The organism is Mixta sp. Marseille-Q2659, from assembly GCF_940807255.1.
Taxonomy (GTDB): Bacteria; Pseudomonadota; Gammaproteobacteria; order Enterobacterales; family Enterobacteriaceae; genus Mixta.
The window spans coordinates 126,870-148,057 of record NZ_CALNWY010000004.1 but is presented as its reverse complement, the minus strand read 5'-3'; the positions used below and the strand labels follow the sequence as shown (position 1 = coordinate 148,057).

At 54.9% G+C, this 21,188-nt stretch carries 23 protein-coding genes and 1 pseudogene; 11 read left to right on the top strand and 13 right to left on the bottom strand.

The features are described 5' to 3' along the window. Positions 1-70: 70 nt before the first annotated feature. The 5 genes from artP to P3C52_RS04870 all read left to right on the top strand — a co-directional run bounded on the left by artP (position 71) and on the right by P3C52_RS04870 (position 3,814). Entirely contained in the window at positions 71-799 is a 729-nt protein-coding gene (gene artP, locus P3C52_RS04890; protein ID WP_275554075.1) for an arginine ABC transporter ATP-binding protein ArtP, read from the top strand. A 14-nt stretch (positions 800-813) separates the two neighbouring features. Further along, the gene (gene artJ, locus P3C52_RS04885) at positions 814-1,545 is read left to right on the top strand and encodes an arginine ABC transporter substrate-binding protein (protein ID WP_275554074.1); all 732 of its coding nucleotides are present in this window, start codon (positions 814-816) and stop codon (positions 1,543-1,545) included. 4 nt (positions 1,546-1,549) lie between these two features. Continuing rightward, positions 1,550-2,266 carry an arginine ABC transporter permease ArtQ gene (artQ, locus tag P3C52_RS04880; RefSeq protein ID WP_275554073.1) on the top strand — a complete coding sequence of 239 codons (717 nt, stop codon included), beginning with the start codon at positions 1,550-1,552 and terminating at the stop codon, positions 2,264-2,266. Then, the gene (gene artM / locus P3C52_RS04875; RefSeq protein ID WP_275554072.1) at positions 2,266-2,934 is read left to right on the top strand and encodes an arginine ABC transporter permease ArtM; all 669 of its coding nucleotides are present in this window, start codon (positions 2,266-2,268) and stop codon (positions 2,932-2,934) included. The genes artQ and artM overlap by 1 nt, the downstream gene beginning before the upstream one ends. Before the next feature lie 148 nt (positions 2,935-3,082). Then, the gene (locus tag P3C52_RS04870; protein ID WP_275554071.1) at positions 3,083-3,814 is read left to right on the top strand and encodes an arginine ABC transporter substrate-binding protein; all 732 of its coding nucleotides are present in this window, start codon (positions 3,083-3,085) and stop codon (positions 3,812-3,814) included. A gap of 80 nt (positions 3,815-3,894) precedes the next feature. Here the strand turns inward: P3C52_RS04870 and rlmC are convergent, their stop codons facing one another. From rlmC to P3C52_RS04820, 10 genes and pseudogenes are all read right to left on the bottom strand, one after another. Then, positions 3,895-5,028: a 23S rRNA (uracil(747)-C(5))-methyltransferase RlmC gene (gene rlmC, locus P3C52_RS04865; RefSeq protein ID WP_275554070.1), complete on the bottom strand. Its 1,134-nt coding sequence runs from the start codon at positions 5,026-5,028 to the stop codon at positions 3,895-3,897. A 58-nt stretch (positions 5,029-5,086) separates the two neighbouring features. Next, positions 5,087-5,563 carry a YbjO family protein gene (locus tag P3C52_RS04860; protein WP_275554069.1) on the bottom strand — a complete coding sequence of 159 codons (477 nt, stop codon included), beginning with the start codon at positions 5,561-5,563 and terminating at the stop codon, positions 5,087-5,089. An 81-nt stretch (positions 5,564-5,644) separates the two neighbouring features. Beyond that, positions 5,645-6,490, bottom strand: a complete 846-nt coding sequence (potI, locus tag P3C52_RS04855) for a putrescine ABC transporter permease PotI (protein ID WP_275554068.1) — start codon at positions 6,488-6,490, stop codon at positions 5,645-5,647. After that, complete coding sequence (gene potH, locus P3C52_RS04850; RefSeq protein ID WP_275554067.1) at positions 6,487-7,431, bottom strand: putrescine ABC transporter permease PotH; 945 nt, start codon at positions 7,429-7,431, stop codon at positions 6,487-6,489. The genes potI and potH overlap by 4 nt, the downstream gene beginning before the upstream one ends. A gap of 10 nt (positions 7,432-7,441) precedes the next feature. Beyond that, a complete protein-coding gene (gene potG / locus P3C52_RS04845; protein WP_275554066.1) occupies positions 7,442-8,575 on the bottom strand; it encodes a putrescine ABC transporter ATP-binding subunit PotG in 1,134 nt (377 codons plus the stop codon). 115 nt (positions 8,576-8,690) lie between these two features. Continuing rightward, a pseudogene (potF, locus tag P3C52_RS04840) lies at positions 8,691-9,802 on the bottom strand (spermidine/putrescine ABC transporter substrate-binding protein PotF). A 388-nt stretch (positions 9,803-10,190) separates the two neighbouring features. Continuing rightward, positions 10,191-10,676 carry a YbjN domain-containing protein gene (locus tag P3C52_RS04835; protein WP_275554065.1) on the bottom strand — a complete coding sequence of 162 codons (486 nt, stop codon included), beginning with the start codon at positions 10,674-10,676 and terminating at the stop codon, positions 10,191-10,193. A 91-nt stretch (positions 10,677-10,767) separates the two neighbouring features. Beyond that, a complete protein-coding gene (rimK, locus tag P3C52_RS04830; RefSeq protein ID WP_275554064.1) occupies positions 10,768-11,670 on the bottom strand; it encodes a 30S ribosomal protein S6--L-glutamate ligase in 903 nt (300 codons plus the stop codon). Positions 11,671-11,690: 20 nt separating this feature from the next. Next, on the bottom strand, positions 11,691-12,413 hold the full coding sequence (gene nfsA, locus P3C52_RS04825; RefSeq protein ID WP_275554063.1) for an oxygen-insensitive NADPH nitroreductase: 723 nt from the start codon (positions 12,411-12,413) through the stop codon (positions 11,691-11,693). Beyond that, a complete protein-coding gene (locus tag P3C52_RS04820; RefSeq protein WP_275554062.1) occupies positions 12,397-12,687 on the bottom strand; it encodes a DUF1418 family protein in 291 nt (96 codons plus the stop codon). Before P3C52_RS04820 ends, nfsA begins: the two co-directional genes overlap by 17 nt. Before the next feature lie 198 nt (positions 12,688-12,885). Here P3C52_RS04820 and P3C52_RS04815 point away from each other — a divergent pair, with 198 nt between their 5' ends. After that, positions 12,886-13,149 (top strand): GrxA family glutaredoxin, encoded by a 264-nt coding sequence (locus P3C52_RS04815; protein ID WP_275554061.1) that lies wholly within the window; start codon positions 12,886-12,888, stop codon positions 13,147-13,149. A gap of 55 nt (positions 13,150-13,204) precedes the next feature. Here the strand turns inward: P3C52_RS04815 and ybjM are convergent, their stop codons facing one another. Next, positions 13,205-13,579, bottom strand: coding sequence for an inner membrane protein YbjM (ybjM, locus tag P3C52_RS04810; protein ID WP_275554060.1), 375 nt, complete (start codon positions 13,577-13,579; stop codon positions 13,205-13,207). A gap of 288 nt (positions 13,580-13,867) precedes the next feature. Between ybjM and P3C52_RS04805 the strand changes: the two genes are divergently transcribed. The 3 genes from P3C52_RS04805 (at position 13,868) to ybjG (ending at position 17,099) form a co-directional block, all read left to right on the top strand. Beyond that, positions 13,868-15,556, top strand: coding sequence for an aspartate:alanine antiporter (locus P3C52_RS04805; protein WP_275554059.1), 1,689 nt, complete (start codon positions 13,868-13,870; stop codon positions 15,554-15,556). Between the two features lie 206 nt (positions 15,557-15,762). Then, positions 15,763-16,500 (top strand): phosphatase PAP2 family protein, encoded by a 738-nt coding sequence (locus tag P3C52_RS04800; RefSeq protein WP_275554058.1) that lies wholly within the window; start codon positions 15,763-15,765, stop codon positions 16,498-16,500. Between the two features lie 2 nt (positions 16,501-16,502). Next, entirely contained in the window at positions 16,503-17,099 is a 597-nt protein-coding gene (gene ybjG, locus P3C52_RS04795; RefSeq protein WP_275554127.1) for an undecaprenyl-diphosphate phosphatase, read from the top strand. 365 nt (positions 17,100-17,464) lie between these two features. Here ybjG and P3C52_RS04790 read toward each other — a convergent pair whose 3' ends face one another. Next, positions 17,465-17,605: a hypothetical protein gene (locus P3C52_RS04790; protein ID WP_275554057.1), complete on the bottom strand. Its 141-nt coding sequence runs from the start codon at positions 17,603-17,605 to the stop codon at positions 17,465-17,467. Positions 17,606-17,626: 21 nt separating this feature from the next. Between P3C52_RS04790 and P3C52_RS04785 the strand changes: the two genes are divergently transcribed. Next, positions 17,627-18,913 (top strand): HAAAP family serine/threonine permease, encoded by a 1,287-nt coding sequence (locus P3C52_RS04785; protein ID WP_275554056.1) that lies wholly within the window; start codon positions 17,627-17,629, stop codon positions 18,911-18,913. Between the two features lie 62 nt (positions 18,914-18,975). On the opposite strand, the gene P3C52_RS04780 is transcribed toward P3C52_RS04785, so the two are convergent. Then, positions 18,976-20,178, bottom strand: coding sequence for a serine hydrolase (locus P3C52_RS04780; protein ID WP_275554055.1), 1,203 nt, complete (start codon positions 20,176-20,178; stop codon positions 18,976-18,978). A 252-nt stretch (positions 20,179-20,430) separates the two neighbouring features. Between P3C52_RS04780 and P3C52_RS04775 the strand changes: the two genes are divergently transcribed. Continuing rightward, positions 20,431-21,087: an HAD family hydrolase gene (locus tag P3C52_RS04775; protein ID WP_275554054.1), complete on the top strand. Its 657-nt coding sequence runs from the start codon at positions 20,431-20,433 to the stop codon at positions 21,085-21,087. The last annotated feature ends 101 nt before the right edge of the window (positions 21,088-21,188 follow it).

The following is a 21,188-nucleotide window of genomic DNA, read 5'->3' as shown; positions in this document are numbered from 1 at the left end:
GCACAATGATTGCATAACTATTCTGTGAGCGTTAAGATTCGCGGCATCAATTGCTATTCATTTTCTGCGCATGAGTATTCAACTTAACGGTATTAATTGCTTTTATGGCGCCCAGCAGGCGCTGTTTGATATACAGCTGACGTGCCCGGAAGGCGAAACGCTGGTGCTGCTTGGCCCAAGCGGCGCCGGTAAAAGCTCGCTTCTGCGCGTATTAAACCTGCTTGAAATGCCGCGTTCCGGCACGCTCAGCATCGCCGGTCATCATTTTGATTTCAACAAAAAGCCCGGCGACAACGCCATTCGCGAGCTGCGCCAGAATGTGGGCATGGTCTTTCAGCAATATAATCTCTGGCCGCATCTGACGGTAAAACAGAACCTGATCGAAGCGCCTTGTCGCGTGCTGGGTCTGGCGAAAGATCGCGCCCATGAGCGCGCCGACAAATTGCTGGAACGCCTGCGCCTGACGCCGCACGCCGACCGCTTTCCCTTACAGCTTTCCGGCGGTCAGCAGCAGCGCGTCGCCATCGCCCGCGCGCTGATGATGGAGCCTGCGGTGCTGCTGTTTGATGAGCCAACCGCCGCGCTCGACCCGGAAATCACCGCCCAGATTGTTAATATTATTCGCGAGCTGGCGCAAACCAACATCACTCAGGTCATCGTGACTCACGAGGTTGAAGTCGCCCGTAAAACGGCCAGCCGCGTGGTGTACATGGAAAATGGCTATATTGTTGAACAGGGTGACGCCAGCCGTTTTACACAGCCGCAAACCGAAGCGTTTGCTAACTATCTCTCGCACTGAGTAAGGCCATAAAGATGAAAAAAATTGTTCTTGCCGCTCTGTTAACCGGTATCAGCCTGAGCGCTTCCGCTGCCGACACTATTCGCTTTGCGACGGAAGCCTCTTATCCTCCGTTTGAATTTGTCGATGCCAATAACCAAATTAAGGGCTTCGATGTCGATCTGGCTAACGCGCTGTGTAAAGAGATGAACGCCACCTGTATCTTTACTAACCAGGCGTTTGACAGCCTGATCCCCAGCCTGAAATTCCGCCGTTTCGATGCGGTGATGGCCGGTATGGATATTACGCCGGAGCGCGAAAAACAGGTGCTGTTCAGCAAACCCTATTATGAAAACTCCGCGCTGTTTATCGCGCAAAAAGGCAAAGTGGCCGATGTCGCAGCGCTGAAAGGCAAACGCGTCGGCGTGCAAAACGGCACCACGCATCAGAAATACCTGACCGATAAGCAGAGCGATATCACTACCGTGCCTTACGACAGCTATCAGAATGCGATTCTCGACCTGAAAAATGGCCGTATTGATGCGGTATTTGGTGATACGGCGGTGGTAAACGAGTGGCTGAAGCAAAACCAGAACCTGACCGCCGTCGGCGAGAAAGTGACGGATAAAGCCTACTTCGGCACCGGCCTTGGCATTGCGGTTCGCCAGAACAAAAGCGCGTTACAGCAGAAATTCAACGCCGCGCTGGATAAAGTCAAAGCGGACGGCACCTACAAAACCATCTACAGCAAATGGTTCCAGCAGTAAGTCAATGAACGAATTCTTTCCTCTTGCAAGCGCCGCCGGGATGACCGTCGGCCTTGCCGTCTGCGCGCTGCTCGTCGGCCTGACGCTGGCGATGCTGTTTGCCGGTTGGGAATCGGTGCGCTGGCGGCCGATCGCCTGGACTGGCACCGCGCTGGTAACCCTGATTCGCGGCCTGCCGGAAATTCTGGTGGTGCTGTTTATCTATTTCGGCGCTTCGCAGCTGTTGCTGATGCTCTCTGACGGCTTTGTCATTCCGTTCGGCCTGTTCTCACTGCCGGTACAGATGCAGATCGATAATTTCGACGTCAGTCCTTTCCTGTGCGGCGTCATCGCTCTGTCGATTCTCTATTCCGCCTACGCGTCGCAGACGTTGCGCGGCGCGCTTAAGGCGGTGCCGGTCGGCCAGTGGGAATCGGGCCAGGCGCTGGGGATGAAAAAATCAGCGATCTTTTTTCGCCTGATTATGCCGCAAATGTGGCGTCACGCGCTGCCAGGGCTGGGCAACCAGTGGCTGGTGCTGCTGAAGGATACTGCGCTGGTTTCGCTGATTAGCGTTAACGATCTGATGCTGCAAACCCGCAGTATCGCCACCCGCACGCAGGAACCTTTTACCTGGTATCTGATTGCGGCGGCCATTTATCTGATTATTACGCTGCTAAGCCAGGCGGTGTTGAAGCGCATTGAATTACGCACCACGCGTTTTGAACGGGGGAACAGCTGATGCTGGCCTATCTTCCTGAACTGCTGAAAGGACTGCAGACCAGCCTGACGCTGACGGTGGCCTCGCTGCTGGCGGCGCTGATCCTTTCTCTGCTGTTTACCATGGTGCTGGCACTGAAAACGCCGGTCGTCAGCCAGCTGGTGAAAGGCTATATCACGCTGTTTACCGGCACGCCGCTGCTGGTACAGATCTTTTTGATTTATTACGGACCGGGCCAGTTTCCTTCTATTCAAAAAATTGACTGGCTCTGGCAGCTGCTTTCACAGCCCTGGCTCTGCGCGCTGCTGGCGCTGTCGTTAAACAGCGCGGCCTATACCACCCAGCTGTTTTACGGCGCGGTGCGCGCTATTCCGGCGGGCCAGTGGCAATCCTGCGCGGCACTCGGCATGACACGTCGCGATACGCTGCGTATTTTGCTGCCTTATGCGTTTAAACGCGCCCTCTCCTCCTATTCGAATGAGGTGGTGCTGGTGTTTAAAAGCACCTCGCTGGCCTACACCATTACGCTGATGGAAGTGATGGGCCACGGTCAGCTGCTCTATGGCCGCACCTATGATGTGATGGTCTTTGCCGCTGCCGGTCTGATCTATCTGTGTGTGAACGGCCTGCTCACCCTGCTGATGCGCCTGATTGAACATCGTGCGTTGGCCTTTGAACGCCGCAACTAGCAAGCAAGACTCATCCCAGTTAATAAAAAGGCGGCCAAAACCCGCCTTTTCCATTATTTATACACTTTAGTTGCATAAACATTCATTCAATGGCATCTTGTTTCTCGCCGCTGGGCAACAATCATAATGAGAGACAGGAGCATTCCCAATGAAAAAATGGTTACTGGCCGCCGCGCTGGCAGGCATTGCGCTTAACGCTGGCGCAGCGGAAAAAATTCGTTTCGCCTCTTCAGCCACCTATCCGCCGTTTGAATCTTTAAGCAGCGATAACCAAATTGTCGGCTTTGACATCGATCTGGCGAAAGCCCTGTGTCAGCAGATGAAAGCGGAGTGCAGTTTTACCAATAACGCTTTCGACAGCCTGATCCCGGCATTGAAATTTCGTCGTTATGACGCGGTGATTTCCGGCATGGATATTACGCCGGAGCGCAGCAAGCAGGTCGCCTTTACCCAGCCCTACTACGCCAACTCGGCGGTGGTGATTGCCCAGAAAGGCAAATATGCCGATATGGCGGCGCTGAAGGGAAAACGCATCGGCATGGAAAATGGCACCACGCACCAGCGTTATCTGCAGGACAAACATCCTGAAGTTAAAACCGTCGCCTACGACAGCTATCAAAATGCTATCCTCGATCTGAAAAATGGTCGTCTTGACGGCGTCTTTGGCGATACGGCAGTGGTCAATGAGTGGCTGAAGGCCAATCCCCAGCTGGGCACCGTTGGCCAGGCCGTGACCGATCCGCAATATTTCGGCACTGGACTGGGCATTGCGGTGCGCCCGGACAATCAGGCGCTGCTGACTAAACTGAACGCGGCGCTGGCGGCGGTAAAAGCAGACGGCACGCTGCAGAAAATCAACGACAAGTGGTTTGCTCACTAAATCCTGCCCGCCAGCCACAGGCGCTTCAGACCAAACCTCACTTTCTCCCGCCACGCTAAGGCGGGAGAATTTTTTCCTTGTTATGCCGACTGCCGTTCCAGCAGCGTCAGCACTTCGTAGTGGGCAGTATGCGGAAACATATCAAACAGCTGCACGCGGCGAATGCGGTAATGCGGCAGACGCGCAATATCCTGCGCCATGCTTTCTGCGTTACAACTGGAATAGAGCAGCCAGTGCGGCGCCATACGGCTGAGATAATCGCACAGCTCGGCGCCAATGCCGCGCCGGGGCGGGTTCACCAGCACCAGCTCCGGTATCTCGCCTTCTCCGCTGGCGAAACGCGTGGAGTCCAGCGCTGCGAACCGCACCTTCTCCAGCCCAATTTGCCGCGCCGAACGTTGCGCACAGGCGATTGCCTCGGCGCTAATCTCAATGCCGGTGAGCTGCATCTCCGGCGTGGCGCAGTGCAAGCCAAAGCCGCCCACGCCGCAAAAGAGATCCCACATCGCCTGCACGCCCAGCTCGCTGACCCACTGACGCGCAGTGTCATACAGGCGCGCCGCCACGGCGGGATTAGTCTGGAAGAAACTGCGTGGTCGAATCCAGAGCGGCACATGATTCAGCTGGTCGGCCAGCGCCTGGTTTTCCGTTAACGCAATCTCCTCGTCGCCTTCCAGGATCGCCATATGCACCGGCTGAATATTAGCGGAGATCACCGACAGCTGCGGTAGCTGTTGCTGCAACCACGGCAGCGCGGCGCGCAGCTGCGCCAGCTTGGCGGTGGAGCGCAGCACAAAACGCAGCATCAGGCGGCCATCCAGCGAACTTTCGCTGAGCAGCAGGAATTTCAGCTCGCCACGGCGGCGCGCCACGTTATAGGGCGTTAAGCCAGCACGGGCAATAAAGGGCTTCAGCACGGCAAAAACCGGCGCAAAGCTTGCGGGATAGAGCGGACAGGCGGTTAAATCAACCGGATCGCCGTCCCGCTGCACGATGCCCAATATCGGGCGCTCAACGCTGCCGCTGACCACCATTTTCGCCTTGTTGCGAAACGCCTGCTGCGGCGAATCCACCGGCGGCAGCCAGCGCTCAACCGGAAACGCATGCAGCAGTTGCTGCAGATGATCCTGTTTCCGTTGCAGCTGTTGAGAATAAGGTGTGGTCAGCCACTGGCAGGAGCGACAGCGGTCTGCATCGTAAAGTGCGCAATACATGTTAAAGCCTGTGATGAGTGTGGATGCCGGTGCGGGGCAGGATTGTAGCACCGGCGACTCAGCCGCGCTGGAAAAATTGCCGACTGCTGGCAGGCAGGAACAGCAACAGCAATACCAGCAGGTCGGGCATTTTATGCAGAATCAGCCGATGGAAGATCTCAAGATTGTTAGCACCGCTGATGCTAAAAATTTCCGGGTAAATCCAGCCAATGGAGGCGGTCCATAAATAGCACAGAACGATCAGCTGGGTGAGCAGATAAACCAGGCGGCCACGGCGCGAGCCGCGCATCAACGTCAGGGCGCAGCGCAGTTCAATAAAGAAAATCATCTGGCTGGCAATAAAGATCAGCGTGGAATCCCAGGCCTGGGCGCTGCGGTGAATAAAATCGGCAATGCCGTCGTAGCCCAGTTCGTTCGCCAGCAGCAGTACGCTCAGGCAACGCATAGCAATAATCGCCTGACCGGCAATAATCACCGGCACCGGCGCCTGTGGGCGGCTGATGACCGCTTTTCCGGCTCTGAACACTTCCGACATTGACCGAACTCCTTCCGTTGCGACAGCAGGCTCAGGGCTGCGCCTGAGGCCCGCTATCTATAGTGGCAAAGGTTTCGGACTTTAGCCACGTCGCGCTTTCTGAATATCCTTTACGCGCTGCTTTTCTTCATGCGCCATAAAGCGCCAGGCGATAAAGCCTACCAGCCCAACAACAAACAAAATCAGCGACGCCAGCGCGTTGATTTCCGGGTTTACGCCGCGCCGCACGGTAGCGAAGATCGCCATCGGTAAGGTGGTGGCGCCCGGCCCGGTAACAAAACTGGAAATCACCAGATCGTCGAGCGACAGCGTAAAGGCCAGCAGCCAGCCGGTAACCAGCGCTGGCGCAATCATCGGCACGGTGATCACGAAAAAGACTTTCAGCGGCGTGGCGCCCAAATCCATTGCCGCTTCCTCAATGGAGCGATCCAGCTCACGCAGGCGCGAGTTGATCACTACGGAAACGTAGGCGGTACAGAAGGTCACGTGCGCCAGCCAGATGGTCAGCATCCCGCGATCGCTGGGCCAGCCAATGGCATGGCCCATGGCGACAAACAGCAGCAACAGCGACAAACCGGTAATCACATCTGGCATTACCAGCGGCGCGGTCAGCATAAAGGCGAAGCCGGTCGAGCCTTTAAAGCGGCCGAAGCGCACGATAATCACCGCCGCGATGGTGCCCAGCACCACCGCCATGGTGGCGCTGAGCGCGGCAATAGTCAGGCTGAGCGTAACCGCGCTGATCATCGCGCTGTCCTGAAACAGCACCCGATACCAGTGCAGAGAAAAACTTTCCCAGACGGTTACCAGCTGCGAGCTGTTAAAGGAATAGGCCACCAGCAGCAGCATCGGCGCGTAGAGAAAACTAAAGCAGAGCAGCAGAATGACCAGCCGCCACGGAGAGCGAACAGCGGGCAGATTACTCATTCTTTTTCTCCCAGAGTCTTATTTTGATGCTTGTGGAACCAGATAATCGGCAGAATCAAAATCAGCAGAATAATCACCGCCAGCGCCGAGGCCACCGGCCAGTCGCGGTTATTGAAAAACTCCTGCCACAGAATGCGGCCAATCATAATGCTGTCCGGCCCGCCCAGCAGTTCAGGGATCACGTATTCCCCTACCGCCGGAATAAAGACCAGCATCGATCCGGCGATAATGCCGTTTTTGGTCAGCGGCACAATCACGCTAAAGAAGGTTTTCAGCGGACGGGCGCCAAGGTCAAGGGAAGCTTCCACCAACGAATAGTCGATACGCGTCAGCGCCGTATAGATCGGCAGTACCATAAACGGCAGATAGCAGTAAACGATGCCGATATAGACCGCCGTATTGGTATAGAGGATCGCCAGCGGATGATCGATAACGCCCTGCCACATCAGAAAGCGGTTCAGAATGCCGTTGCTGTTCAGCAAGCCCATCCAGGCGTACACGCGCACCAGAAACGAGGTCCACGACGGCAGGATCACCAGCAGCAGCAGAATATTGCGTACCGAGGATTTACTGTGCGCCACCGCCCACGCCAGCGGATAGCCGATCAACAGACAGATCAGCGTGGAAATCGCCGCCACCTTCAGCGACTGCAAATAGGCGTCGATATAGAGCGGATCGTCCGTCAGCTGCAGATAGTTGGCGAGATTAAACACCAGCGTCAGCTGATCGTCCGCCCAGCTAATCAGCTCGGTATAAGGCGGGATCGCACGCGCAATCTCCGCAAAGCTGATTTTCAGCACGATCAAAAACGGCAGCAGGAAGAACAGCACCAGCCACAGATAAGGCAGCGCGATAACCAGCTTACGGCCATGGCCCATTTTTAACCGGGTCAGCGTGCGGCTAAGGCTGCCGGGCTGCGCGACGGCAGGAGGTTGTTTCATATCTGCCCTCTTATACTGTCAGCACGACACAGCTGTCGGCATCCCAGCTGAGACGCACTTCATCGCCCCAGGTCGGCGCGCCGTGACGGAAGCGATGCGCGTTTTGCAGCTGCGCGCTGATCATCTGTCCGCTGTGCAGCCTGACATGATAAATGGATAAATCGCCCAGATAGGCGATATGCACCACTTCGCCCACGGCAAAGTTACAGCCGTCCGCCGGCACCTGCTCGCAGAGCATGACTTTTTCCGGGCGCAGCGCAATGGCGACCGGCACGTTATCCATAATGGAAACATCAGAGGCGACCTTCAGCGGATGCACCAGTCCGGGGCTGTCGATCACCAGGCCATCGGCGCGGCGCTCGCGCAGCAGCCCTTCAAAGACGTTGACGGAGCCGATAAATTCAGCGCTGTAGCGGCTGGTCGGATGCTCATAGATCTCCTCCGGTTCGCCAATTTGCACAAACTTGCCGCGGTTCATAATGGCAATACGTCCCGCCATGGTCATCGCCTCTTCCTGGTCATGGGTCACCATCACGCAGGTGGCGCCGACGCGCTCCAGAATATCCACCACTTCCAGCTGCATGCGATCGCGCAATTTTTTATCCAGCGCGCCCATCGGCTCATCCAGCAGCAGCAGTTTTGGACGCTTCGCCAGGCTGCGCGCCAGCGCCACGCGCTGACGCTGGCCGCCGGACAGCTGATGCGGCTTACGTTTGGCATACTCCTGCATATGCACCAGCGCCAGCATCTCCGCGACGCGCTCGGCAATGTCGCCTTTGGGCAGTTTGTCCTGCTTCAGGCCGAAGGCGATATTCTGTTCCACCGTCATATGCGGAAAGAGCGCATAGGACTGGAACATCATATTGATCGGACGCTGATAAGGCGGTACGTGAGAAAGATCCTGCCCGTCCAGCAGAATCTGGCCGTGGGTCGGCGCTTCAAAGCCCGCCAGCATACGCAGCAGGGTCGATTTGCCACAGCCGGAGGCGCCCAGCAGAGCGAAAATTTCGCCTTTATAAATGGTCAGGCTGACATCATCAACGGCGTGCTGCCCGTCAAATGATTTGGTCAGGTTACGGATTTCCAGCAGCGGCGTCAGGGCCTTTGCCGTTTTATGGGGATGACGGGGAATCGCGTCGTTCACTAACTTTACTCTCCGGCGCTCGGCGGAAACTCGCGGCACGCAGCCGCCCAAATGAGACAACAGAGGCCGATACCGCGCCTCTGTTGTGGTTAACCTGGCTATTGCGTCAGGCGAATTACTTACCGCTTTTGACTCGGGTCCATGCGCGTGTACGGACGCGATCGAGTTTCGGCTCCTGCACTTTCAGCACAAACAGTTTGGACATGGTTTCCGGCGTCGGGAAAATGCCCGGATTGTTACGCACCTCGGCGCTAATCAGCGGCAACGACGCCTTATTACCGTTAGCGTAGAACATCTTGTCGGAAATGTGCGCAATCACTTTCGGATCCATGATGTAGTTCAGCCACTGATAGGCTTCATCGAGGTTTTTGCATCTTTCGGGATCGCCATCATATCGAAGAAGGCCAGCGCGCCCTCTTTCGGAATGCTGTAGGCGATGTCCACGCCGTTTTTCGCTTCTACCGCACGATTTTTCGCCTGCAGAATATCGCCCGCCCAGCCGATAGCGACGCAGATATTGCCGTTCGCCAGATCGTTAATGTACTGGGAAGAGTGGAAATAACGGATATTTGGCCGCAGCTTCAGCAGCAGATCGGTCGCCGTGCCGGAGTAATCTTTCGCATCGCTGCTGTTCGGATCTTTGCCGAGGTAGTTCAGCACGGTGGCAAAAATCTCTTCAGGCGCATCGAGGAAAGAGACGCCGCAGCTTTTCAGCTTTTCAAGGTTTTCCGGCTTCAGCACCAGATCCCAGCTGTTGACCGGCGCATCTTTGCCCAGCGCCGCCTTCACTTTCTCGACGTTATAGCCGATACCGGTGGTAGCCCACAGGTAAGGAATCGCATATTTATTGCCTGGATCGTGCTGTTCCACTTTTTTCAGCAGTTCGGGATCGAGGTTTTTATAGTTAGGGAGCTTACTCTTATCCAGCTCCTGGAAAACGCCGGACTGCAGCTGACGCGCCAGGAAGCTGGAGGACGGCACCACCACATCGTAGCCGGTGCTGCCCGCCATCAGTTTACCTTCCAGCACTTCGTTGGAATCGAACACGTCATAAACCACTTTGATACCGGTTTGCTTTTCAAAATCCGGCACGGTATCCGGGGAAATATAATCCGACCAGTTATAGACGTGCAGCGTTTTCTGTTCCGCCATCGTACCGGCGGAGACCGCCATCAGCACACCCGCCACCACACCAGACAACCATTTTTTGCCGTGGTTGTTTAACATGTTTTCCTTCCTCCAGACATGGGGTCAATCTTAACGATGCAGAACAGCAGAAGCCGGTCGGCTTCCCGCATATAAAGCGACAGAATGAATCATTATTCATCGCAGGCATAACAGGAAAAACTGATAGCTCTGCGGCAGTTACCGCATACCTTATGCAGCCCCGCAAGCATAGCCGCAGGTTGGCAAACAGGCTATACCTCAGAGTAAAAAACGCCTTTTATCGATTATTTATGCATGTTTCATCTATGTGATGCGCCAAACAGGGCATAAACGGCGAGAAATATCTGGCATTAAAGGGCAAAGTGCAGAATAAAAATGTGAATTGCGCCGCTTGCCCGACGAGAATATCGGGAAGAGACGCAGAAACGGGAAGTGATGCGGAAAATGGTTAGTGCAGAATAGGCAGGCGGCTGGCGGTGAGGGCCGGCTCATCGTCTTCCGCCTCTCCCATCATCAGCAGGTTATTCGCGAAAGCTTCCATAATCACCATTGAGATTTGTTCTTCGCTCTGGCGCAGGAAGTGCGCAAACTGTCCATAAGTAATGCCCGCTTCGATTAACAGCGACTGGCAGACGATCAGCTTCGGCAGATTATCATCCTGAATATCGAGGAAGGCTTTCACCGTCAGCGAGGCGGCGTTAATTTGCGAGAGATCGCCCACCAGCGGAATTAAAGCCGTCGGTTTAACCTCGGCGAGGGCGGAAAAGAGGATGACGTTATCGACCAGGTCGATTTTGGCATCGAAAACGCCATCGAAATTCTGCATGTGCGGCAGATGAAGCGCCTGACAGGCGTCGCATTCAAACCAGGTAATGCTTTGCTGATCCAGCCAACGTCGTAATACGTCTAAGTCTGGAACGACGAGTGAATCCATATGCTACTGCCCTATATACCGCGTTGAAATAAGCGCAATAGCTTACGGAAAAAGCAAGCTGAAAACCACGCCCGCCGGTCAAAAAGGGGCATCATCCCCCGGTTTTCAGACTGAAACCGGGGCGGGCATGCTGTTCAATCCAGTCGATCATCATCGCGGCGATATTCAAACCCGTGGTGTTTTCAATACCTTCCAGCCCGGGCGAGGCATTAACCTCCATCACCAGCGGGCCGCGGTGGGCGCGCAAAATATCCACGCCTGCGACATCCAGCCCCAGCGTCATCGCCGCTTTCACCGCGATTTCACGCTCGCGCGGGGTGATTTCCACGCAGCGCGCGCGGCCGCCACGGTGCAAATTAGAGCGGAACTCGCCCTCTTTCGCCTCGCGCTCAATGGCGGCGACCACTTCATTGCCGATCACCAGACAGCGAATATCGCGCCCCTGTGCCTCTTTAATAAATTCTTGTACCAGAATATGCGCGTTCAGCCCGCGAAAGGCATCGATAACGCTCTCCGCCGCCTGCCGCGTTTCCGCCAGCACCACGCCGATGCCCTGCGTGCCCTCAACCAGCTTTACCACCAGCGGCGCGCCGCCCACCATTTCAATCAGATCGCGGGTATCGTCAGGTGAATGGGCAAAGCCGGTTACCGGCATATCAATGCCCTGCCGCGCCAAAAGCTGCAGCGAACGCAGCTTATCGCGCGCGCGGGTAATGGCGACCGACTCATTAAGCGGATAGCTGCCGCACATCTCAAACTGGCGCAGCACCGCCGTGCCATAGAAGGTTGTCGCCGGACCGATGCGTGGGATCACGGCATCGAAATGGTCCAGCGGCTTGCCGCGATAGTGCAGCGCCGCCGAGGCCGGGTTGATATTCATATAACAGGAAAGCGGATCGATAATATCGACCTGATGGCCGCGCGCCTGCGCGGCCTCACGCAGACGCTTACAGGAGTAAAGCGCCGCGTCACGGGAAAGGATGGCAATTTTCACCCAGCGGTCTCCGCACCAAATTACCGAGTTGCCCAACCCTGCTTGTGCAGGTAATCAAGAATAAAAGGCCGGCTTTCACGCACGATAGTACGGCGAATATGATTGCTGAAATTATCGCTACGCTGGTGGCTGTCGCGATGCTGATAATAGTCGTCAAGCTGACGATCGTATTCATCCAGCTGCTGTCGATCCAGCGGCTGATAGCGGTTTTCATGCACCAGCATTGTCGCAGGCATCCGCGGCTTAATATCGGGCTGCTGAGCCGGCCAGCCGAGGCACATGCCGAACAACGGCAATACATGCTGCGGCAGCTCCAGCAGTTCGGTTACCTGCCCGATACTGTTACGGATCCCGCCGATATAGACGCCGCCCAGCCCAAGCGACTCAGCGGCAACCATCGCGTTCTGGCCCAGAATCGCGGTATCAACGCAGCCTAACAGCAGCTGCTCCGCCAGACCCAGCTGCGCTTCCGGGCAGATTTGCAGATTACGCTGGAAATCGGCGCAGAACACCCAAAACTCTGCGGCCTGAGCGATATATTGCTGGCCGCCGCTGAGCGTGACCAGCTGCTCGCGCAGCGCTTTATCGGTAATACGGATAATGGAAGAACATTGTAAAAAGCTGGAGGTGGAAGCCGACTGCGCGGCGGCGATAATCGCCTCTCGCTGTTCATCGCTAATCGGTTGATCGGTAAAAGCACGAATCGAACGATGCGTACGTAACAGCTCAATGGTCGGCGTCATGTGAATCTCCGGAATTTTTTGATGGGATATCGCCCCGGCGACGGCCAAACAGTTCAGGCGCGATAGCCTGCGCCGTGCGCCACATCAGCCCAACGGCGGCGGGCAGCATCAGGACGATACCGATAAAAATAAGCGCAGTGGCGATCCGTTTGCCGGCCCATCCGGCAGGCAACGGCACCAGCTGCTGTACCACTAAAAAGGCCAGCACCAGCAGCAGGATGCCGCCAGCTTCCAGTATCAGCACCGTTTTTGGCAACTGCATGATCTGTTTCACTGCGTCGTTTCCTTCTGATGGCCTGTCTGCGGGGGTTCTATATTAAAGCGTAACTGGCACAATGCTGCATAGCCTGCACACATCATAGCAACAGGCAGCGCCTTCTTTACAAGCGCGGAGCCGGAAGGCCATGATGCGTTTACTAAGTTTAAAAGTGTGACATAATTCACACAAAAATGTGACATAAAGGAGATACCGATGCTTGCAGTGATTTTTGGTCGCCCGGGTTGCCCTTACTGCGTGCGTGCAAAAGAGCTGGCGGAGAAACTGACCGCAGAGCGTGACGACTTTAATTTTCGCTACGTAGATATTCAGGCGGAAGGCATTACCAAAGCGGATCTGGAAAAGACCGTCGGTAAGCCGGTAGAAACCGTTCCGCAGATTTTCGTTGATAAACAGCATGTCGGCGGCTTTACCGATTTCAACGCCTGGAGCAAAGCGAATCTGGGCACCGCGCTGTAAACTGCTGATGTAAAAAAACCGGCCCGCCCTGCGCGCGCCGGTTTTTTTATGGGATTTAACGCGTAATGCGCGATGCCGCCAGCGTTCGCCACAGCATTACCAGCAGCGCGCCAAAACCACACCAGAAGATTGCGCTGGTCAGCCAGGCCAGCTCCTGCAACAGCGAAGCAGAAATAAATGACTCACTTATGCCTATGAGCAGACAGCACGGCGTGGCCGCGATGGCAGCCACCAACGCCAGCGCCAGCGGCGTATGGCGGTTAATCAGCCCCGCCACCAGGCCTGGCAGCATAAACAGTAACAGCTCAGTCTGTTCGGATGAATTCCCCGGCGCATCTTCTGCGCCGCCGTAACGTGCCAGGAAAAATGTTGCGCAGTAAAGCGTCATACAAATCATTACGCCCGGCCAGCGGACGCTATACAACAGCATAAATTTTCCTCGTTTATTCCTACGAACCAGGAGCGTCAATAAATATAAGTATTCGCGTTATTCCTGTTAAATAATTACGGGATTAACGTTAATAAATATTTTGTTTCACAAGGGCTTTCTGCTGGAGGTCTGCGGAATAAATGAATAAAATGAAGCGCACTTTATCCTTACTCCTGAATAAAATTTCCAGAAGGTAACCTGAACAGCTACCCTTAGCCTTACAGGAATTAACGTTAGCCTGGAATTTCAGGCCTTTCAACAAGTTACTGGTAAACAAGAAGTTAATACGTGAATATAAACGTCGCAGATTTGTTAAGCCGTAATGATATATTGTTATTATTCGTGGTGCTGGCCTTAGGCCTTTGCCTGGGTAAATTACGTCTTGGATCCGTGCAACTGGGTAATTCCATTGGTGTTTTAGTGGTTTCACTATTGCTTGGTCAGCAGCACTTTGGAATTAATACCGATGCGCTTAGCCTGGGCTTTATGCTATTTATTTTTTGCGTCGGCGTAGAGGCTGGCCCCAATTTCTTTTCTATTTTCTTTCGCGACGGTAAAAATTATCTGATGCTGGCGCTGGTGATGGTCATCAGCGCCATGCTGCTGGCGCTGGCGCTGGGTAAAGTGTTCGGCTGGGACATCGGCCTGACCGCAGGTATGCTGGCGGGCGCGATGACCTCCACGCCGGTGCTGGTCGGCGCAGGCGATACGCTGCGTCAGTCGATGAGCGACAGCCGGCTTTTAGGGCAAATGCAGGATCACCTCAGCCTCGGCTATGCCCTGACCTATCTGGTCGGCCTGGTAAGCCTGATTTTCGGCGCGCGTTATCTGCCGCGCCTGCAGCATCAGGATCTGCCGACCTGCGCCCAGCAAATCGCCCGCGAACGCGGCCTTGATACCGACAGCCAGCGCAAAGTTTACCTGCCGGTCATCCGCGCCTACCGCGTCGGCCCGGAGCTGGTCGCCTGGGCAGATGGCAAGAATCTGCGCGAACTGGGGATTTATCGTCAAACCGGCTGCTACATCGAGCGCATCCGCCGAAACGGCATTTTAGCCAGCCCGGACGGCGATGCGGTGCTGCAGCTTGGCGATGAGATTTCGCTGGTCGGCTATCCCGACGCCCACGCGCGCCTCGATCCCAGTTTCCGCAACGGCAAAGAGGTGTTCGATCGCGATCTGCTCGATATGCGCATCGTGACCGAAGAGATCGTGGTGAAGAATAACAATGCGGTAAACCGACGCCTCAGCCATCTGAAGCTAACCGATCACGGCTGCTTCCTGAACCGCGTGATCCGCAGCCAGATTGAGATGCCGATTGATGAAAGCATTATGCTGAACAAAGGCGACGTGCTGCAGGTCAGCGGCGAAGCGCGCCGCGTGAAAAGCCTGGCCGATCGCATCGGCTTTATCTCCATTCACAGTCAGGTGACGGATCTGCTGGCCTTCTGTGCCTTCTTTATTATCGGCCTGATGATCGGCATGGTGAGCTTTCAGTTCAGCGCCTTCAGTTTCGGCATCGGCAACGCGGCGGGCCTGCTGTTTGCCGGTATTATGCTCGGCTTTCTGCGCGCCAACCATCCCACCTTCGGCTACATTCCGCAGGGCGCGTTAACCATGGTGAAAGAGTTCGGCCTGATGGTCTTTATGGCGGGCGTCGGCCTGAGCGCCGGCAGCGGCTTGGGTAAAGGGCTGGGCGAAACAGGCCTGCTGATGCTGGCGAGCGGTCTGATAGTGAGTCTGGTACCGGTGGTTCTCTGCTATCTGTTCGGCGCCTACGTACTGCGCATGAACCGCGCGCTGCTGTTCGGCGCGATTATGGGCGCGCGCACCTGCGCACCGGCGATGGAAATCATCAGCGATACTGCCCGAAGCAATATCCCGGCGCTCGGCTACGCAGGCACATATGCCATTGCCAACGTCCTGCTGACGCTGGCAGGTACGCTGATTGTGATTATCTGGCCCGTGCTGGGCGGCTAAAAATATTTTAACGATTGTTCGAACTTCTGTGCGGTCGGGCAGTCTGAATAAGTGCCACTGCTTTTCTTTGAAATCCCAAATTGTGGAGCCCGCTAATCGATGATTAGCGGGTTTTTTTATTCCTGATTTCAGACGGCCTCTTCTTAATGTTTTCTTAAGCGCCACTCATCACTATAGCCTGCCTCTATTCTGCTACGGGCACGGTCATGCAGCTGACTTCAAAGTTAAACCAAACTGAAACGTCCACTCCGATTAGGATTAAGGCGCTTTACCCTTTACCCCGACGCTTCTACGCTATCCACGCTGTTTTACTGATGGTTTTTGGCCTGCTGTTTTTGTGGTTCGCACGCGAAGGCAGCCTGGACACGATGCTGACCGGCTACTGGTTCGACCCGCTGACGCAGCGCTTTCCCTGGAAAGAGAACCGCTGGCTGGATCTGATCAATCACCGTGTGCTGAAGGATATGGTGATTGCAACCGGCGTAACGCTGCTGTTTGCCGGGCTACTGCGCCGTCAGCCGCGCTGGGTGCTGGTGGCGCTGCTGATCGGGCTGGGCCCGCTGGTGGTGGGCATATTGAAAGCGACCAGCGCACACGCTTGTCCCTGGGATTTAGTAGAGTTCGGCGGCAAAGCATTTTCTTACCCGCTGCTGGGTACGCCGACCGGGGATAGCGGTCCTGGCCGTTGTTTTCCCGGCGGGCATGCGTCGAGCGGCTTCAGTTTAATGGCGCTGTTTTTCCTTTACTGGCCTGAGCGTCGCAGAATGGCCTGGTTCTGCTGGAGCGGCGCACTGGTTCTGGGGCTGGTGATGGGCTATGGACAGATGATGCGCGGCGCGCATTTCCTTTCCCACAATCTATGGGCTGGCTGGTGGGTGTGGCTGGTGCAGTTGCTGACTTACGGGTGCATAACGCACCTGACAAAGAAGATGAGGAAGAAATAATGATGGAAGAGTTGAACCGGACGCTGTTTCTCTGGATCAACGCCACGCCGCAGTCAGCGGCCTGGTTACTGGAACTGGCGACGTTCATCGCCAAAGATTTAATCGCCATTGTGCCGCTGCTGATTGTGGCGCTCTGGCTGTGGGGCCCGCACAGCGGCATACGGGTACTGGTGCTAAAAACCGGTATCGCCCTGCTCTATGCGCTGGCAATCTCCTGGTGCGTCGGCCAGCTGTTTCCGCATCCACGCCCTTTCGCTATCGGCTTTGGCCATCAGTTCCTCTCCCATGCGCCGGATGATTCCTATCCCAGCGATCATGGCACCACGATTTTTACCTTTGCGCTGGCGTTTATTTTCTGGCATCGCGTCTGGTCAGGTCTGTTACTGCTGGGCATCGGTTCCGCCATTGCCTGGTCGCGCGTCTACCTCGGCGTTCACTGGCCGATGGATATGCTGGGCGGTTTGCTGGTGGGTATTCTTGGCTGCCTGTTTTCACAAATGGCCTGGCCCTGGTACGGTGAAGCCTTAATGAAATTGCTGCATCAGATTTATCGCCTGATCTTTTCTGTGCCGATCAGAAAAGGCTGGGTACGTAATTAATTCGCTTCTCTTTCCGGGCCTGTTTAACAGGCCCTTTTTGTCTGTCATTTATTTCTCTACCTTCCTTTTCCGCCATTCGATTTATTGCGCAAAGAGCAGGTTTGTTCACGATTTAAATAGCCGCGTTGCGCAATCTGAATATATTTAAAACACTTAACAATTTAATTCCTTGATTTATCAAATATAAAATACAAGAGCGATTAAAAAATAATCATCACCCTGCATTATTTACAACCAATAAATAAATAAAAACTCAGCTTTATCCTCCACATTTAACAACAAATCCAGAGAATAAAATTAAAAATAATTAAACAAGCAGTTTATCAGGCCAGATTTATTCTTCGCATTGTGATCGTTATCACCAATTAGGCGTATTCCAGCACTTTTAACTTATTTTCATGGTGGTAGAGTGTGCCGCGAAAATGGAAATTTCTGATATTCATTTTTTTTACCGGCGACGGGAAATTTAGCTGAATTTCGCTAAACGCCGACGGTTTTATATTCATTTGTTACTCATGGAGATGGTAATGGCCTCACAGCAAACCGCAATCCAGAACGGGCAGACGGCAATGCACGTCAGCACCTGGCGCAAAACCGACACCATGTGGATGTTAGGACTTTATGGCACGGCAATCGGCGCGGGCGTTCTCTTTCTGCCGATCAATGCCGGCATCGGCGGCCTGATCCCGCTGATCATCATGGCTCTTTTAGCCTTCCCAATGACCTACTACGCGCATCGCGGCCTGTGCCGTTTTGTCTTGTCAGGCAGCAAGCCGGGCGAAGACATTACCGAAGTAGTGGAAGAGCATTTCGGCATTGGCGCCGGGAAAATCATTACCCTGCTCTACTTCTTTGCGATTTACCCGATCTTGCTGGTTTACAGCGTAGCCATTACCAATACGGTAGAGAGCTTTCTGACGCACCAGCTGCACATTACGCCGCCGCCGCGCGCGCTGCTGGCGCTGCTGCTGATCGTCGGGCTGATGATGATCATACGTTTTGGTAAAGAAGCGATCGTGAAAACCATGAGCCTGCTGGTGTTCCCGTTTGTCGCGGTGCTGATGGTGCTGGCGCTGTGGCTGATCCCGAACTGGAGTACCGCTATTTTCCAGAACGCGTCCCTGAGCGGTAGCGGTAATGGCCTGGTGATGACCCTATGGCTGGCGCTGCCGGTTATGGTGTTCTCCTTTAACCATTCACCGATCATCTCCGCATTTGCGGTAGCGAAGCGTCAGGAATATGGCGACGGCGCCGAAGCGAAATGTTCGCGCATTATGGCCTTCAGCCATCTGATGATGGTGCTGACCGTGATGTTTTTCGTCTTCAGCTGCGTGCTGTCGCTGTCGCCAGCCAACCTGGCGGAAGCCAAAGCGCAAAACATCTCTATTCTTTCCTATCTGGCGAACCATTTTAATACGCCGATGATGGCGTGGATGGCACCTATCGTGGCGATCGTGGCGATTACTAAATCCTTCCTCGGTCACTATCTCGGTGCGCGTGAAGGCTTTAACGGCCTGATTATCAAATCGCTGCGCAGCCGTGGCAAAAGCATGGATGAGTCAAAGCTGAACCGCTTTACCGCGCTGTTTATGCTGCTGACCACCTGGCTGGTCGCCACCTGGAACCCAAGTATTCTCGGCATGATCGAAACGCTGGGCGGCCCAATTATTGCGGTTCTGCTGTTCCTGATGCCGATGTACGCTATTAACAAAGTACCGGCGATGCGTCGTTACAGCGGCGCCCTGAGCAACATTTTCGTAGTGATCATCGGTCTGATTTCGATTTCCGCTATCGTCTTCTCACTGCTGGGTTAAGTTAAATAAAGTGATAAAAAAGGCCGGCACATTGCCGGCCTTATGGTTTTCATCGCTTAAACTTATGAGAACCACTGCCCGAACCAGCCGTTCAGCTTCATCATAATAAAGTCGAACATTCGGCTGAAGAAGCTGCCTTCCTGCACCGGCTCCAGCACCACCAGCGGCCGTTGCGCAATGGTTTTGCCATCCAGCTGGAAGTTAATGGTGCCGACCTGCTGATGCTTTTTCAGCGGCGCCTGAATCTGCGGCGCGCTGAGCGTAAAGCTGGCCTTCAGGTTTTTCATCTGGCCTTTCGGAATGGTAAGGGCGGCATCCTGCGCCACGCCAAGGTTGACCTCGCTGCGATCGCCAAACCAGACGCGCTGGCTGGTAAACGGCGTATTGGCTTTAATCGGCGTAACCGTTTCATAAAAACGGAAGCCCCACGTCAGCAGCTTTTCGCTTTCACGAAAGCGGATCGCGTCGGTCTCGGCGCCCATCACCACCGAAATCAGGCGCATATTGCCTTCGGTCGCCGAGGCCACCAGGTTATTACCGGCGCCCGCTGTATGGCCGGTTTTAATGCCATCGACGTTAAGGTTGGTACTCCACAGCAGGCGATTGCGGTTGCGCTGGGTAATATTATTAAAGGTAAACGATTTCTCTTTATTCAGCGCATATTCTTCCGGCACGTCGCGGATCAGCGCCTGACCGATCAGCGCCATATCGCGCGCGGTGCTGTACTGCCCCTGCGCATCCAGCCCGTGAACCGTTTTAAAATGGGTATTTTTCAGCCCCAGCGCGCTAACGTAATTATTCATCAGCCCGACAAAGGCATCCTGACTGCCCGCCACGTAGTCGGCCAGCGCGATACTGGCATCGTTACCTGACTGAATCACTATGCCTTTATTCAGCTCCGAGACCGGAATGCGGTCGCCAGGCTTCAGAAACATCAGCGAGGAGCCTTTAAGTATGGGATTGCCGGTCGCCCAGGCGTCCTGTCCGACGGTCACCATATCATCGCGGGTAATTTTGCCGCTTTTCAGTGCCTGGCCAATCACGTAGCTCGACATCATTTTGGTCAGGCTGGCGGGATCGAGCCGCTCATCGGCGTTCGCCTCAGCCAGCACCTGACCGCTGGCATAATCCATCAGGATCCAGGCCTTAGCATCAATTTGCGGCGCGGCAGGCGCCTGTTCAGCATTAACTACAACGGGAAGCAGCAGCAGCGTGCCGCTTATCGCCAGCGAACAGAGGCTGGCGTGAAGGCGCATTTTTTTCATGTTGGAATCAGATAACCTGTGGAAATATCATAAGTTTCATAAAGATATGAAACGCAGCGTTCTACGCTAACCTGTCAGCGCATTGATTAAAACCGCTACATCGTAAAGTTTTTTAGAGTTTATTAGATAAACCTTAGCCTGCACCTTAATCCAAACCATAGCGAGTACGGCTGATTCTGATTTTGCTTAAATCAACTAAGTCGATCACAAAACTCCGCTAATCTGAACAAATCAGGTCTGAGGAGAATCACCATGGATTTAGCGCTTTTCGATTTAGATGAAACGCTGATTTGTGCAGACAGCAACAGCCTGTGGATGCGCTGGCTGGTATCACAAGGCTACGCGCCGGAAACCTTAATCGCCGAAGAACAGACATTAATGGCGCAATACCGTCAGGGATTGCTGCCGCTGGAAGCTTATATGCACCATACGCTGGCGCCGCTGGCAGGGATGGGCACGCTGACGGTCAGCGGCTGGGTGCGCCGTTTTATTCAGCGCGATATTCTGCCACGTGTCTATCCTGCCGCCAGAGAGCGGCTCGCCTGGCATCAGCAGCGCGGGGATACCGTCATGCTGATCTCCGCCGGAGGCGAGCATCTGCTATGCCCGATCGCGCAACGGCTTGGCCTGCATGGTGCGCTGGCGGTCGGCGTGGAGATTATTAACGATCGCTACAGCGGCCAACCGTGCGGCGCGGTCAGTTGGCAAACGGGCAAGGTGACGCGGCTGGCTGACTGGAGGGCGTTGCAGCAGGAGAACCGTTTCCGTCACACCTGGGCCTATAGCGATTCCATTCATGATTTGCCGCTACTGGAGCAGGCCGATTACGCCTGCGCCATTAATCCCGATGCGCTGCTGTTGCAGGAAGCGGAGCGGCGCGGCTGGGAAGTCTCCCGCTGGGTGAAATAGACACCTTCGCCTGCGCTTGTAACAACGGCTTTGGTTAACTGGTTGATTAGCTGGTTGGTTGGCTGATTAACTGGCTAGTTAGCTGTTGGCTGTTGGCTGTT